Annotated in this window: 17 protein-coding genes and 1 pseudogene; 17 read left to right on the top strand and 1 reads right to left on the bottom strand. The window is 68.8% G+C overall.

Annotated elements, in window-relative coordinates; all coding sequences use genetic code 11:
* The 3 genes and pseudogenes from Raf01_RS08205 to prfA form a co-directional block, all read left to right on the top strand.
* Positions 1 to 327, top strand: a pseudogene (locus Raf01_RS08205) (transcription termination factor Rho); the annotation flags it as partial.
* Between the two features lie 338 nt (positions 328 to 665).
* On the top strand, positions 666 to 890 hold the full coding sequence (gene rpmE, locus Raf01_RS08210) for a 50S ribosomal protein L31 (RefSeq protein WP_203917146.1): 225 nt from the start codon (positions 666 to 668) through the stop codon (positions 888 to 890).
* A 64-nt stretch (positions 891 to 954) separates the two neighbouring features.
* On the top strand, positions 955 to 2082 hold the full coding sequence (gene prfA / locus Raf01_RS08215) for a peptide chain release factor 1 (protein WP_203917147.1): 1128 nt from the start codon (positions 955 to 957) through the stop codon (positions 2080 to 2082).
* A gap of 21 nt (positions 2083 to 2103) precedes the next feature.
* Here the strand turns inward: prfA and Raf01_RS08220 are convergent, their stop codons facing one another.
* Positions 2104 to 3582 carry a GGDEF domain-containing protein gene (locus Raf01_RS08220; RefSeq protein WP_239133460.1) on the bottom strand — a complete coding sequence of 493 codons (1479 nt, stop codon included), beginning with the start codon at positions 3580 to 3582 and terminating at the stop codon, positions 2104 to 2106.
* Between the two features lie 177 nt (positions 3583 to 3759).
* Between Raf01_RS08220 and prmC the strand changes: the two genes are divergently transcribed.
* The 14 genes from prmC (at position 3760) to Raf01_RS08290 (ending at position 14401) form a co-directional block, all read left to right on the top strand.
* Complete coding sequence (prmC, locus tag Raf01_RS08225) at positions 3760 to 4686, top strand: peptide chain release factor N(5)-glutamine methyltransferase (RefSeq protein ID WP_239133461.1); 927 nt, start codon at positions 3760 to 3762, stop codon at positions 4684 to 4686.
* The gene (locus tag Raf01_RS08230; RefSeq protein WP_203917382.1) at positions 4686 to 5333 is read left to right on the top strand and encodes an L-threonylcarbamoyladenylate synthase; all 648 of its coding nucleotides are present in this window, start codon (positions 4686 to 4688) and stop codon (positions 5331 to 5333) included. The genes prmC and Raf01_RS08230 overlap by 1 nt, the downstream gene beginning before the upstream one ends.
* Positions 5334 to 5338: 5 nt before the next feature.
* On the top strand, positions 5339 to 5935 hold the full coding sequence (locus Raf01_RS08235; protein WP_203917383.1) for an arsenate reductase/protein-tyrosine-phosphatase family protein: 597 nt from the start codon (positions 5339 to 5341) through the stop codon (positions 5933 to 5935).
* Between the two features lie 21 nt (positions 5936 to 5956).
* Positions 5957 to 6346 (top strand): Cg1360 family ATP-synthase-associated protein, encoded by a 390-nt coding sequence (locus Raf01_RS08240; protein ID WP_203917148.1) that lies wholly within the window; start codon positions 5957 to 5959, stop codon positions 6344 to 6346.
* Between the two features lie 229 nt (positions 6347 to 6575).
* Positions 6576 to 6797 (top strand): AtpZ/AtpI family protein, encoded by a 222-nt coding sequence (locus Raf01_RS08245; RefSeq protein ID WP_203917149.1) that lies wholly within the window; start codon positions 6576 to 6578, stop codon positions 6795 to 6797.
* Positions 6798 to 6815: 18 nt separating this feature from the next.
* Complete coding sequence (gene atpB, locus Raf01_RS08250) at positions 6816 to 7598, top strand: F0F1 ATP synthase subunit A (protein WP_203917150.1); 783 nt, start codon at positions 6816 to 6818, stop codon at positions 7596 to 7598.
* Positions 7599 to 7668: 70 nt separating this feature from the next.
* Complete coding sequence (gene atpE, locus Raf01_RS08255) at positions 7669 to 7908, top strand: ATP synthase F0 subunit C (RefSeq protein ID WP_203917151.1); 240 nt, start codon at positions 7669 to 7671, stop codon at positions 7906 to 7908.
* A 97-nt stretch (positions 7909 to 8005) separates the two neighbouring features.
* A complete protein-coding gene (locus Raf01_RS08260) occupies positions 8006 to 8527 on the top strand; it encodes a F0F1 ATP synthase subunit B (RefSeq protein WP_203917152.1) in 522 nt (173 codons plus the stop codon).
* Positions 8527 to 9348, top strand: a complete 822-nt coding sequence (locus Raf01_RS08265) for a F0F1 ATP synthase subunit delta (protein WP_203917153.1) — start codon at positions 8527 to 8529, stop codon at positions 9346 to 9348. Before Raf01_RS08260 ends, Raf01_RS08265 begins: the two co-directional genes overlap by 1 nt.
* Positions 9349 to 9494: 146 nt before the next feature.
* The gene (gene atpA, locus Raf01_RS08270) at positions 9495 to 11141 is read left to right on the top strand and encodes a F0F1 ATP synthase subunit alpha (protein ID WP_203917154.1); all 1647 of its coding nucleotides are present in this window, start codon (positions 9495 to 9497) and stop codon (positions 11139 to 11141) included.
* Positions 11142 to 11144: 3 nt separating this feature from the next.
* Positions 11145 to 12065: a F0F1 ATP synthase subunit gamma gene (locus tag Raf01_RS08275; RefSeq protein WP_203917155.1), complete on the top strand. Its 921-nt coding sequence runs from the start codon at positions 11145 to 11147 to the stop codon at positions 12063 to 12065.
* Entirely contained in the window at positions 12065 to 13513 is a 1449-nt protein-coding gene (atpD, locus tag Raf01_RS08280) for a F0F1 ATP synthase subunit beta (protein ID WP_203917156.1), read from the top strand. The genes Raf01_RS08275 and atpD overlap by 1 nt, the downstream gene beginning before the upstream one ends.
* Before the next feature lie 153 nt (positions 13514 to 13666).
* Complete coding sequence (locus Raf01_RS08285) at positions 13667 to 13948, top strand: F0F1 ATP synthase subunit epsilon (protein WP_203917157.1); 282 nt, start codon at positions 13667 to 13669, stop codon at positions 13946 to 13948.
* Positions 13949 to 13960: 12 nt separating this feature from the next.
* Positions 13961 to 14401: a DUF2550 domain-containing protein gene (locus Raf01_RS08290; RefSeq protein ID WP_203917158.1), complete on the top strand. Its 441-nt coding sequence runs from the start codon at positions 13961 to 13963 to the stop codon at positions 14399 to 14401.
* Positions 14402 to 14414: the final 13 nt, after the last annotated feature.

Raw genomic sequence — 14414 nt, forward strand, 5'->3', positions numbered from 1 at the left:
ATCGCCACCGCCCTCGTCGAGACCGGCTCCACCGGTGACACGGTCATCTTCGAGGAGTTCAAGGGCACCGGCAACGCCGAGCTCAAGCTCGACCGGAAGATCGCCGACAAGCGGGTCTTCCCGGCGATCGACATCGACCCGTCCGGTACGCGCAAGGAGGAGATCCTGCTCGCGCACGAGGAGTTGGCGATCGTTCTCAAGCTGCGCAAGGTGCTGCACGCGCTGGACTCCCAGCAGGCGATCGACCTGCTGTTGACCCAGTTGAAGAAGAGCCGCACGAACATCGAGTTCCTCATGCAGATCGCCCAGTCGACACCGGGCGAGTAGCGGCGGAAACGGAAGGAGCCCCGGCCATCTCGGCCGGGGCTCCTCCGTCGTCAAGGCTCAGGGAGCGAGAGTCGTCAAGGCTCAGGGAGCGAAATCGGCGGGCGTCAGCGGGGGCATCGCTCCATCTCCGATTGGCGTATCGCCCGAGGCTACGCGAACCGGCACCCACCCACCGGCCCCTGCGAACCGCACCCGGAGCGCCCTTCACCTGGAATAGGCACCCGGTGGGGCGTGTTACACCGACGCCATGGCACACTAGTTGCCGCTTGCGGTTCCGGTTCACGTCTCAAGAAAACGCGAGGCGACCCGGCGACCAGGGACGAAAGGACACAAACGGCATGAAGCCCGACATTCACCCGCAGTACGGGACCACCGTGGTCACCTGTTCCTGCGGACACACGTTCACCACGCGCAGCACGGCGAAGAACGGCCAGATCCACGCCGAGACCTGCAGCGAGTGCCACCCGTTCTACACCGGCAAGCAGCGTGTGCTCGACACCGCCGGCCGGGTTGCCAAGTTCCAGCAGAAGTACGCGAAGGCCGCCGCCAAGAAGGCCAAGTAGCGACGTTCACGGCGCCCGCTCCCGACTGCCTCGGGGGCGGGCGCCGTTCGCATGTGAGGGATCGATGACCGCAGATCAACGTGCCTCCTCCGCCGGCACCGCCGACGGTCGTGATCGACTGGCCTCTCTTCTCGACGAGTACGCCGAGCTGGAGCGGCGTCTCGCCGACCCGACGATCCACGCCGACCAGGCCGCCGCGCGCCGGGTCGGCCGCCGGTTCGCCGAACTGACGCCGATCTACAAGGCCGCCGAGGAGCTGTCGCAGGTCCAGGAGGATCTGGTGGCGGCCCGCGAGCTGGCCGTCGAGGACGCCGGGTTCGGGGCCGAGGTGACCGCGCTGGAGCACACCCTGCCCGGCCTGGAGGAGCGCCTCGCCGAGCTGCTCATCCCGCGTGACCCGGACGACGGCAAGGACGTCATCCTGGAGATCAAGGCGGGTGAGGGCGGCGAGGAGTCGGCGCTGTTCGCCGGGGACCTGCTGCGCATGTACCTGAGGTACGCGGAGCGGCGCGGCTGGGTCACCGAGGTGCTCGACGACCAGGAATCCGACCTCGGAGGCGTCAAGGACGTCGCGGTCGCGATCAAGACCAAGCGGGTACCCGACGGCGGGTACGGGGTCTGGTCGAGGCTCAAGTGGGAGGGCGGCGTCCACCGGGTACAGCGGGTACCGGCGACCGAGTCGCAGGGCCGCATCCACACGTCCGCGGCCGGGGTACTGGTGACCCCGGAGGCGGAGGAGGCCGAGGTCTCGATCGACCCCGGCGACCTGCGGGTGGACGTGTTCCGGTCCAGCGGACCGGGAGGCCAGAGCGTCAACACCACCGACTCGGCGGTACGCATCACCCACCTGCCCTCCGGCATCGTGGTCTCCTGCCAGAACGAGCGCTCCCAGCTGCAGAACAAGGACCGCGCCATGCGGATGCTGCGGGCGAAGCTCGCTCAGCTGGCTCAGGAGCAGGCCGCGGCGGCCGCGTCGGACGCGCGGAAGGCGCAGGTACGCACCGTCGACCGGTCGGAGCGCATCCGCACGTACAACTTCCCGCAGAACCGGATCTCGGATCACCGGATCGGGTACACCGGGTACAACCTCGAGCTGGTCATGGCCGGCGACCTGGACGGCGTGCTGGACGCGCTGACCGAGGCGGACCGGCAGGCCCGGCTGGCCGGTGAGGATCATTTGAGCCGGCGCTGAGCCGGCGATCCGCCCGGCTGTCTAACTCGCCTTCATCTCCAGCATCGCCCGGTCGGCCGCGGCGAACGCCTCGGCGATCCGGCCCCGGGCGGTCACCTCGGACCAACCGATGGTGACCCCGACCGGGGTGCCGGGCACGAGGGCCGACCAGTCCTCGCCGTCGACCGCGCCGACGATCCGGTGTGCGATCTCCCGCGCCCGGTCGGCGTTGGTGTCCGGCAGTACGACCACGAACTCGTCGCCGCCGTAGCGGGCCACGAAGTCGCCCCGGCGCATGACCCGGGCCAGTACCCCGGCGATCCGCTGCAGGACCAGGTCGCCGGACAGGTGCCCGTGCACCGTGTTGACCAGCTTGAACCCGTCCAGGTCGCAGACCCCGATGATCACCTGGTGGCCCTCGCCGACCAGCTTGGCCACGTGCTGCTCCAGAAAGCGGCGGTTCGGCAGCCCGGTCAGCGGGTCGGTCAGCGCCTCGCCCGCGTAACGGGCGACGGTGCGCTGCATGCTCTCGTGGTCCATCCGGGCCGCCATGCCGTCGACGAACAGGTTGCGCAGCTGCTCGGTCTGCGCCCCGGCGACCCGGTATGCCCGGCGATCGGCCAGGTATGCCTCGGCCGGCTGTCCGGCGGAGAGATGAGCCAGCGCGCGCAGCCGGTAGGGCTCCGCGCCGCCCATCGTGGAGGCGGCGACGTTGGACTGGTCGAGCAGGGCCAGCGCGGTGCTGGTCTTCCGGTCGGCGATGGCCAGGCAGACCTCACCGAGGAGGCGCAGGTCGCGGGCCCGCAGGGACTGGCCGGCGCCGTCCAGCAGCGGCCGGGCCGGCACGTCGCTGACCTCGCCGAGCGCGGCCAAGCGGGCGATGGCGTATCCATAGGCCCCGAGGCTGATCGGGCGGATCTCGTCCGCCCCGCCCTTCGTGGCCTGGCGGTGCCAGGTCAGGTCGTCGATCACGTCGCGCAGCACCCGTACGCACGCGTCGGTGTCGCCGTTGTGGTCGTGCCAGACGGCCAGCCGGACCCTGATGGCCGGGGTGACGTAGTCCGATTCCGAGATGCCGGCGGCCACGGCGATCTTCCGTGACCGGTCCATGGCGGCCAGCGCGTGCCCGTGGAATCCGATGTACGAGTAGGCCATGGCCAGGTCATGCCAGGCGCAGGCGGTCTCCTCGTCGACCTCGACCACCCGATTGAGCGCCCGGGAACTCTGTACCAGATGGGTGACGCAGCGCTCGAGCGAGTCGTCCAGGTGAGCCACGATGGCGGCCAGCGAGTGCAGCCGCCCGTAGAGCCGGGGCGACGGATCGGCGTCGATCGCCTCGGCGGCGGCGTCCAGGGCGTCGGTGAACTCCGCCCGGCGGCCGAGATTGATCAGGGCGGCCATCCGGGACAGCAGCGCCTCCGAGCGCACCACCGGATCGGTGGTGTGGGCCAACAGGCGATCGGCCAGGACCACCGCCTCGGCGGACCGGCCGTGCTGAAACAGCACCCGCAGGCGCGGCAACTCCTCCCGGGCTGGGACGGCCGCCGACCCGCTCGTGGCTACGGGGTCGGAAGGCCGACGTTGTTCCGGGACCGGCACCCGGGCCGGCTCGACGACAGGGTGGCGTTGATCAGGGGCGCTACCCACGCCGTGACCCCCTCAGTGACGGTCAACACTTCGCAGCCTCATGATTATGCGGTGTCACAGGTACATGAAGCGATAGCGGAGGCCACCCAGAAACTCGCCGATGTGGGAATTGATTCGGCACGGGTGGACGCCGAGCTGCTCGCTGAGTTCGCGCTCGGGGTGCCCCGAAACCGGCTTCCGATCGCCGCCGATCCGCCGCCGGAACGCCTCGACCTGCTGCGCCGCCTGGTGGCGGCCCGGGCAACCCGGGTACCGGTGCAGTACCTGACCGGGCTCGCCCCGTTCCGGTACCTGGAGTTGGCCGTCGGGCCGGGCGCCTTCATCCCCCGACCGGAGACCGAGTTGCTCGTCGACTGGGGGCTGGCGCGGCTGGCCGGAATCGAGGAGCCGATCGTCGTCGATCTTGCCAGTGGTAGCGGCGCGATCGCGCTGGCGGTCGCCACCGAGTGCCACGGGGCGACCGTGTACGCGGTCGAGCGCTCGACCTCGGCGCTGGACTGGTTGCGGCGTAACGCCGCCGGTACCGGGGCGCGGATCGTGGCGGCGGACGTGACGGACCCGGCCCTGCTGACGGAGTTGGACGGCCGGGTCGACCTGGTGTTGTGCAACCCGCCGTACGTGCCGGACGCGAACCCGGTGGCGCCGGAGGTGTCCGGGTACGAACCCCGGGAGGCGATCTTCGGCGGGCCGGACGGGCTGACCGTTATCGGGCCGGTGATCGCGCGCTCGGCCGGGCTGCTGCGCCCGGGCGGCTACCTCGGGATCGAGCACGACGACTCGCAGGGCGAAGCGGTACCAGCCCTGCTGCGGGCGGACGGCCGGTACGAGGAGATAGAAGATCACCGGGACCTCGCGGGGCGCCCCCGATTCGCAACCGCCAGGCGTTTGGCAGACTGCAGTGGGCCCGCCAGCGGCGCCGCGCCAGCGGTACCGCGGTCAAGCGGGCCCGGACCTCACCGGGAGGATCTGTCGCAGTGATGCTCTACGACTGCCGCACCACCGCCGAGCGCGACCGGGGTATCGAGGCCGCCGTCGAGGCGGTCAAGCGGGGCGATCTTGTGGTGATGCCGACCGACACGGTGTACGGCATCGGGGCGGACGCGTTCAAGAGCTGGGCGGTGTCCGCCATGCTCACTGCCAAGGGGCGCGACCGCAACACGCCCTCGCCGGTCCTGGTCGGCTCCCGGCAGACCCTCGACGGCCTGGTGTTCACCCTCCCACCGGCGGCCGCGGACCTCGCCGAGGCGTTCTGGCCCGGTGGCCTGACGATCATCGTCGAGCACGCCCCGAGCCTGGACTGGGACATCGGGGAGACCGGCGGCACGGTCGGCCTGCGCATGCCGCTGCACCCGGTGGCCCTGGAGGTGCTCGCGGAGACCGGCCCGATGGCGGTCTCCAGCGCGAACAAGACCGGTCAGCCGCCGGCCGCGAACGCCACCGACGCCCGGGAGCAGTTCGGCTTCTCGGTCAGCGTGTACCTGGAAGCCGGCAGCGCCGCCCCCGACGCCATGTCCTCCTCGATCGTGGACGTGACCGGGTCGGTACCGAAGCTGCTCCGCGCCGGGGCCATCCCGCTGGAGAAACTTCGCGAGGTCGTGCCGGACATCGAGGGCCCCGGAGAGTGACCATGATGCCGCCGTTCTCGGTCCTGCACGTGTGCATGGGCAACATCTGCCGCTCGCCGATGGCCGAGCGGCTGACGATGATGGCGGCCCGGGAACGGGTCGGCGACAAGGTCGACGAGCTGATCTACGTCTCCAGCGGGGGTACCGGCGGCTGGCACGCGGGCGAGGAGATGAACCCGCCCGCCGCCCGGGAAGTACGCCGCCGAGGCGGGCACGACGTCGGGTTCGCCGCGCGCAAGCTGCTCGGCGAGCACCTGGACACCGCCGATCTGGTGCTCGCGTCGACCGCCGAGCAGGTCGACTACATCCTCGGGCTACGGGCGGACTCGGCCGGGCGGACGTTCGTGCTGGGCGAGTTCGGCCGGCTCCTCGGCAAGATCGATCAGGGGACGCTGCCGCCGTACGCGCCGGAGCCGGATCCGGTGTACGCGCGGGGCGTCGCGCTGGTCGAGGCGGTCGACCGGGTGCGGGGCGGGCAGCCTCCGGAAGCCGAGGACGATCTTGACGACCCGTGGGGACGCGGGGACGCCTTCTTCTCCCGGGTGGCCGACGAGATCGACGCCACGGTCCGTCCCCTGGTGGCCGCTCTCCTGGCCGGCTGAAACCCCGCGTACCCTCGAAGCGTGCGAAAGCGACTGCGCCACCTCCCGTCCGGCCTGGCCGCCTCGGCCGCCCTGCTGGTGGTCGGGGTGCTCGTCGGCGGGTTGTTGCGCGGTGGTGCGGGAATCGCCGGGGTGGCCGCCGGCATCGGCCTGGTCGCCGCGAGCTACACGATCGGCAGCCTGGTCATCGCGTGGGCCGACTCGGTCGACCCGAGGCTGATCCTGCCGGTGGGCCTGACCACGTACGCGCTCAAGTTCACGATCATCGGCCTCGTCATGAGCACCATCGCGGCCAGCGGCTGGGCCGGCCTCAAGCCGATGGGTGTCGCGGTGCTGGGCAGCGTGCTCGGCTGGATCGTCGCGCAGGCATGGTGGACCTGGCACGCCCGCATCGCGTACGTGGAGCTGTGAGCCGGATCCGCGAAGTCTGGGCGTTACCTGGGAGCGATGAACAGCAGATAACGGTCTGGTGTCCGAAGTCTGAGTTCGTTGGCGAGATGGGCTCGTCAACTCGCGCCGGAGTAGTAGGGTGTGACGCGCACCGGAGATACCGGCCCTCGATGTCGGACACCCCCGCTAGCGGTAGGCCGCGGGGGTCGGTGCACATCACCCTTTCAGCGACTGATATGGTTCGCCCGTCATGGCCGGTGACCAGCCTCCGAACGAGCATCGGAATTCAATGTCCGATGCCCATCTCGGTTGGACGGCGCTGAGCTACCTGATCGCCGGGATTGGATTCTGGGGATTCGTCGGGTGGCTGGCGGACCACTGGCTCAGGACGGACGGGATCGCAATCGGCGTCGGTTGCATCCTCGGCGCAGGGGCGGGAATCTACCTGACCATGCGCCGGCTTGGAGCCTGACGGGTTGGAAGGGGAGCGGTGAACGGACAGTCAAGCGTTCTCGCTGGTGGTGTTCCATGGCCACCCAGCGTCGACGACTTCTATCTGCCCGGTTATTTCTATCCATGGATCACCAAATTCACCGTCATGGTGTGGATCGCGGTAGCGATCATTTTGATCTTTTTCCTGGTCTCGTACCGGAAGCCGAAGCTTGTTCCGACGAAGACCCAGTGGTTAGCGGAGTCTGTCTACGGTTTCGGCCGTAACGGCATCGCCGGCGACGTGATCGGGCCGGAGGGCATCCGGTTCGCGCCGTACGTTGTGACGCTGCTGTCATTCATCGGCGTGATGAACCTGATGTCCATCGTGCCGTTCTTCCAGATCGCGCCGACCGCGCACATCGCGTTCCCGGCCGCGCTCGCCCTGATCAGCTGGGTCCTCTACATCTACGTGGGCATCCGCAAGCACGGTGCGGGGCGCTACTTCCGGAACATGACGATGCCGGCGGGTGCGCCGCTGTGGCTGATGCCGCTGCTGATCCCGCTGGAGTTCCTGTCGAACTTCATCGTCCGGCCGTTCACCCTGTCGGTCCGGTTGTTCGCGAACCTGTTCGCCGGGCACTTCATCCTGCTGGTCTTCACCCTCGGCGGGTTCGTGCTGTTCCAGTCGGGCACGATCCTCTACAAGCCGATCGGCGTGCTGTCCTGGGCGATGGACATCGTCCTGACCTTCCTCGAGCTGCTGGTCGCGCTGCTGCAGGCATACGTCTTCGCCATCCTGAACGCGGTCTACCTGCAGACCTCGCTGACAGAAGAGCACTGACCGGCCCTAGATTTCGTCGTTCCAAACCTCCCGCGTGAGAGTCACGTGGGCAATCAGGAGGAATCCCGTAATGATTCTCGCCGCAGGATCCGGAGTATCCGGCAGTCTCGCCGCCGTCGGCTACGGCCTGGCCGCTATCGGCCCGGCGATCGGCATCGGCCTCATCTTCGCCGCCTACATCAACTCGACCGCGCGCCAGCCCGAGTCGGCCGGCCTCACCCGGACCTACCTGTTCCTCGGCTTCGTTCTGGTCGAGGCGCTGGCGTTGTTCGGTATCGCCTTCGGTTTCGTGTGGCAGGCCGGAAAGTAAGTAGATAAGCGGTCCGACGACCGGGTGGTCGCGAGACGACCGGGTAGTCGGGCACGTAGTCGGCTTTGCGCTCAACGGCTCCCAGGGAGGGGTTCCCATGCACGTACTGGCGGCGGAAACGCCGAACCCAGTCCTGCCGATCTGGCAGGAACTGGTTCTCGGCCTGATCGCGTTCGGCGTGCTCTACTTCGTGCTGCGCAAGTACGTCTTCCCCCGGATGGAGGACACCTTCAAGGCCCGGGTCGACGCGATCGAGGGCGGGATCAAGCGGGCCGAGGAGCGTCAGGCGGAGGCCAACGCGCTTTTCGAGCAGTACAAGCAGCAGCTGGCCGAGGCCCGGACCGAGGCAGCGAAGATCCGTGACCGGGCACACGCGGACGCCAACCAGATCCGTGAGGACATGCTGGTTCAGGTCCGCGAGGAGCGCGACCGGATCCTCGAGTCCGGTCAGCAGCAGCTCGATCAGCACCGGGCGACGATCATTCGGGAACTGCGGGCCGAGATCGGCGACCTCGCGGTCGACCTGGCCAGCAAGATCGTCGGCGAGGCGCTCACCGACGAGGTCCGGCGCCGGGGGACGGTCGACCGGTTCCTGAGCGATCTGGAAACGGCCAGCTGATGGAGACCAGTACCGACCGGGACGCCTACCGGGCGGCGGAGCAGAAGCTGGAGTCGCTCGCCTCGGGCACGACTCCGGATCGGCTCACCGAGATCGCCGACGAGGTGCTCGCGGTCGCCAACCTGCTGGTCCGGGAGCCGCGACTGCGCCGAGCGCTGGCCGATTCGGCCCGCGACGGGCAGGAGCGGTCCGAGCTGCTCCGCGGCCTGCTGGCCGGCAAGGTCGGCGACGAGGCTGTGGACCTCACGTCCACCCTGGCCGCCGGACGCTGGTCGGCGCCGGGTCGGCTGCTCGACTCGGCCGAACGGCTGGGCGTAGCGGTGCTACTGGCCGCCGCGGACCGGTCGGACGAGCTGGGCGAGGTCGAGGACGAGCTGTTCCGGTTCAACCACGTCGCCGACGGCTCGCCGCAGTTGGCCGCCGTGCTCTCCGACTCGACCGTGCCGGTCGAGCAGCGGGGCCGGCTCGTGGACGATCTGCTCGACGGCAAGGCGCGGCAGGTCACGGTACGCCTGGTCAAGCTGGCCCTGGTCGGCTTCGGCGGCCGGGGATTCTCGGCGTCGCTGACTCGCCTGGTCGAGCTGGCCGCCGCGAAGCGCGACCGGCAGGTGGCGTACGTCACGGCGGCCTCGGTGCTGTCCGACGACGAGGAACGCCGGTTGGGTGACCGACTGGAACAGATGTACGGTCGACGGGTATCCGTTCGGGTGAGTGTCGACCCCACCGTGATCGGCGGGCTCTCCGTCCGGGTCGGGAGCGACCTCTACGACGGAACCGTGCTGCGCCGACTCACCGAGGCGCGCAGCGCACTGGGCAAATGATGCGCACCGACCGGCCACTCGACCGGCCCACCCACAAGCCGGGCGGGCCTGAGGGCCGGCTGCGGGCGTGGGTATGCCGGCCGCTTGACCGGCCCGCTCCGATAGAGACCGACTTTCACAAGCTAGAGATACAGGGGTAGCAGCGGATGGCCGAGCTGACCATCTCCTCCGACGAGATCCGCGGCGCGCTGGAGCGCTACGTCACGTCGTACAAGCCGGAGATCTCCCGCGAGGAGGTCGGTACCGTTACCGACGCGGGTGACGGCATCGCCCACATCGAGGGCCTGCCCTCGACCATGACCAACGAGCTGTTGGAGTTCGAGAACGGCACGCTCGGCGTGGCGCTGAACCTCGACGTCCGCGAGATCGGCGTCGTGATCCTCGGCGACTACTCCGGCGTCGAGGAGGGCCAGCGTGTCAAGCGGACCGGCCGCGTGCTCTCGGTGCCGGTCGGTGACAAGTTCCTCGGCCGGGTCGTCGACCCGCTGGGCAACCCGCTGGACGCGCTCGGCGACATCGAGAACGAGGGGTACCGCGAGCTGGAGCTCCAGGCTCCCAACGTGATGGCCCGCCAGCCGGTCAAGGAGGCGTTGCAGACCGGGATCAAGGCCATCGACGCGATGACCGCGATCGGTCGGGGCCAGCGCCAGCTGATCATCGGCGACCGCAAGACCGGCAAGACCACGATCGCCATCGACACGATCCTCAACCAGCGTGACAACTGGAAGTCCGGCGACCCGCAGCGCCAGGTGCGCTGCATCTACGTCGCGATCGGGCAGAAGGCGTCCACCGTCGCATCGGTGAGGGGCACGCTGGAAGAGCACGGCGCGATGGAGTACACGACCATCGTCTCCTCGCCGGCCTCCGACCCGGCCGGCTTCAAGTACCTCGCGCCGTACACCGGTTCGGCCATCGGCCAGCACTGGATGTACGCCGGCAAGCACGTGCTGATCGTCTTCGACGACCTGACCAAGCAGGCCGAGGCGTACCGCGCGGTGTCCCTGCTGCTGCGCCGCCCGCCGGGCCGCGAGGCGTACCCGGGCGACGTGTTCTACCTGCACTCCCGGCTGCTGGAGCGCTGCGCGAAGCTCTCCGACGACCTTGGCGCGGGCTCGATGACCGGTCTGCCGATCATCGAGACCAAGGGCAACGACATCTCGGCGTACATCCCGACCAACGTCATCTCGATCACCGACGGTCAGATCTTCCTTGAGACCGACCTGTTCAACTCGGGCGTCCGGCCGGCGATCAACGTCGGTACCTCGGTGTCCCGGGTCGGTGGTAGCGCGCAGACCAAGCCGATGCGCCGGGTGGCCGGCCGGCTCCGGCTCGACCTGGCCCAGTTCCGTGAGCTGGAGGCGTTCTCCGCCTTCGCGTCGGACCTGGACCGCGCCTCCCGCGCCCAGCTGGACCGCGGTGGCCGCCTGGTCGAGCTGCTGAAGCAGCCGAACTACCACCCGTACCCGGTGGAGGAGGAGGTCGTCTCGATCTGGGCCGGTACCAACGGCAAGCTCGACGACATCGACCTCTCCAATGTCGGCCGGTTCGAGGGCGAACTGCTGCAGTACCTGCGCCACAACAAGAAGGACACGCTGGCATCCATCGCCGCCGGTAACTGGGACGACGACATCGTCGCCCAGCTCGACAGCGCGGTGCAGGAATTCAAGTCCGAGTTCCAGGCCTCGCAGCAGCAGCGCGAGGTGAACGAGGCGCCAGCCGAGGCAATGCAGGACGGTGTGGAGAGCCGGGAGACCGTCCGGCAGGTGTCCCCGCCCTCGGGCCAGGGGCAGTAAGCCATGCCCGCTCAACTCCAGGCGATGCGCCGGAAGATCCGGACGGTCAAGTCGATCAAAAAGATCACCAAGGCGCAGGAGCTGGTCGCCACCAGCCGGATCGCGAGGGCGCAGGAGCGTGTGGGCGCTGCCCGGCCGTACGCCGACGCGATCACCCAGGTGCTCAGCGCGCTGGCGTCCAAGGCGGCGATCGACCATCCGCTGCTGGTCCCGCGGGAGCGGGTCCGGCGTGCCGGGGTACTGCTGATCACCAGCGACCGCGGGCTGGCCGGCGGGTACAACATCAACGCGATCCGTACCGCCGAACAGCTCATGGCACGGCTGCGTGAGGACGGCAAGGAATGCGTGCTGTACGTGATCGGCCGGAAGGGCGTCGCGTACTACCGGTTCCGGAACCGGCCGATCGAGGCGAGCTGGACGGGCTTCTCCGAGCAGCCGCAGTTCGAGAACGCGCGCGAGGTGGGCGAGACGCTGATCAAGGCATTCACCGCGGGTGCGGACGACGATCTGGGTGATCCGGGCCACGACGGGGTACACGGGGTTGATGAGCTGCACGTGGTCTCCACCCAGTTCCGGTCGCTGATGACACAGGCACCCGCGGCCAACTTCCTGGCTCCGATGCAGACCGAGCACGCGGAAGGGCTGCTCCCGGCGTACGAGTTCGAGCCGGACCCGGAAACCCTGCTCGACGCGTTGCTGCCCAAGTACATCAACACCCGGATCTTCGCGGCGTTGCTGGACTCGGCGGCGAGCGAGTCGGCGTCACGGCGGCGGGCCATGAAGGCGGCCAGCGACAACGCGGACGATCTGCTCACAACCTACACAAGGGCGATGAACTCGGCCCGTCAGGCCGATATCACCCAGGAGATCAGCGAAATTGTCGGCGGCGCGAACGCGCTCGCCGCGGCGGGAAGAGAAGTGTGATGACTGCCTCTGTAGAGACTGACACCAAGACCGCGGTAGGTCGGGTTGTCCGGGTCATCGGCCCGGTGGTGGACGCCGAGTTCCCCCGCGACGCGATGCCCGACATCTACAACGCGCTGCACGTGGACGTCGAGCTGTCCGGCGGTAAGCGGACGCTGACCCTGGAAGTGGCCCAGCACCTGGGCGACAACATGATCCGGGCGATCTCGATGCAGCCGACCGACGGCCTGGTCCGGGGCACCGAGGTCACCGACACCGGTGCCTCGATCTCGGTACCGGTCGGCGACGTGACCAAGGGCCACGTGTTCAACGCGATCGGGGACGTGCTCAACGCCGACCCGGCGAAGCTGGAGATCAAGGACCGCTGGCCGATCCACCGGCACGCGCCCGCCTTCGCCGACCTGGAGCCGAAGACCGAGATGCTGGAGACCGGCATCAAGGTGCTCGACCTGCTCGCCCCGTACGTCAAGGGCGGCAAGATCGGCCTGTTCGGCGGCGCGGGCGTGGGCAAGACGGTACTCATCCAGGAGATGATCTACCGGGTCGCCAACAACTTCGGTGGCGTGTCCGTGTTCGGCGGGGTGGGTGAGCGTACCCGTGAGGGCAACGACCTCATCCTGGAGATGACCGAGACCGGCGTCATCGACAAGACCGCGCTGGTCTTCGGGCAGATGGACGAGCCGCCGGGCACCCGGCTGCGGGTCGCGCTGTCCGCGCTGACCATGGCGGAGTACTTCCGCGACGTGCAGAAGCAGGAAGTGCTGCTGTTCATCGACAACATCTTCCGGTTCACCCAGGCCGGGTCCGAGGTGTCCACCCTGCTGGGCCGGATGCCCTCGGCCGTGGGATACCAGCCCACGCTCGCCGACGAGATGGGTGAGCTGCAGGAGCGGATCACCTCGGTCCGGGGTCAGGCCATCACCTCGATGCAGGCCATCTACGTGCCGGCCGACGACTACACCGACCCGGCGCCGTCGACCACGTTCACCCACTTGGACGCGACCACCAACCTGGAGCGGTCGGTGTCCGACAAGGGCATCTACCCGGCCGTGGACCCGCTGGCCTCCAGCTCCCGAATCCTCGCGGCCGAGTACGTCGGCCAGGACCACTACACGGTGGCGTCCGAGGTGAAGCGGATCCTCCAGCGGTACAAGGACCTGCAGGACATCATCGCGATCCTTGGCATCGACGAGCTGTCCGAGGAGGACAAGGTCACGGTCCAGCGGGCTCGGCGCATCGAGCGCTTCCTGTCCCAGAACACCTTCGTGGCCAAGCAGTTCACCGGCATCGAAGGCTCGTTCGTCCCGATCAAGGAGACGGTCGAGGCGTTCAAGAAGATCAGCGAGGGCGAGTTCGACCACTTCCCCGAGCAGGCGTTCTTCATGTGCGGTGGCCTGGAGGACCTGGAGCGCCAGGCGCACGACCTGATGAAGCAGAACGACCAGTAAGGCAAACCGCGTGAGACGGCGGCCGCCCGTTGGACGGCCGCCGTTCGCGTCACCCGGGCGGAGTGTTGTCGGCCGCCCCCGGTGTCGCGGGGAATAGTCAGTCGTTTAGACTCGGGCAACCCCTCACTCTTATCCATGAGGAGACCGTAGGTCGTGGCCAATCAACTGCATGTCGACGTCGTATCCGTCGAGGAGAAGGTCTGGTCCGGTGAGGCCGACATGCTGGTCGCCCGCACCACCGAGGGTGAGCTTGGCATATTGCACGGCCACGCGCCACTGTTGGGACAGCTCGCCGAGCCCGCTCAGATAAGGATCAAACGCCCGGAGGGCGATCTGGCCTACGACGTGGCCGGTGGCTTCCTGTCGGTCGACGCCAACGGAGCCACGGTCCTCGCGGAGAGCTGCCAGCCGGCATCCGCCGACACGGCCCACTGAGCCCAGACGCCGATGCGGATCATCGAATGGATCGGAATCGGCGTTCTCATCTTGCTCTGCGCGCTGGGCGTGCTGTTCGTCCGGCGTGAGATCATCGCCCGCGGTCGCGGCACCATCGAGCTGAGCTTCCGGCTGTCCACGCTGATCGCCGGCCGCGGCTGGTCTCCGGGCATCGCCCGGTTCGTCGGCGACGAACTGCGGTGGTACCGGGTCTTCAGCTTCGCCCTGCGGCCGCGCCGGATACTGTCCCGGCGCCATCTCGCCGTGGAGAGCCGCCGGGTGCCAGACTCCCCGGAGCTGCTGGTCTTGCCCGACGACTGGGTGATCGTGCGGTGCACCAGCAACCACGCGCCGGTGGAGATCGCCATGGCGGAGGCCACGCTCACCGGGTTCCTGTCCTGGATCGAGGCCGCGCCGCCCGGTGGCGCGAGCATCCGGCTGGCCGCCCGCTGAGCGCGGGCCTGTC

It is taken from the genome of Rugosimonospora africana, assembly GCF_016862975.1.
Taxonomy (GTDB): domain Bacteria; phylum Actinomycetota; class Actinomycetes; order Mycobacteriales; family Micromonosporaceae; genus Rugosimonospora; species Rugosimonospora africana.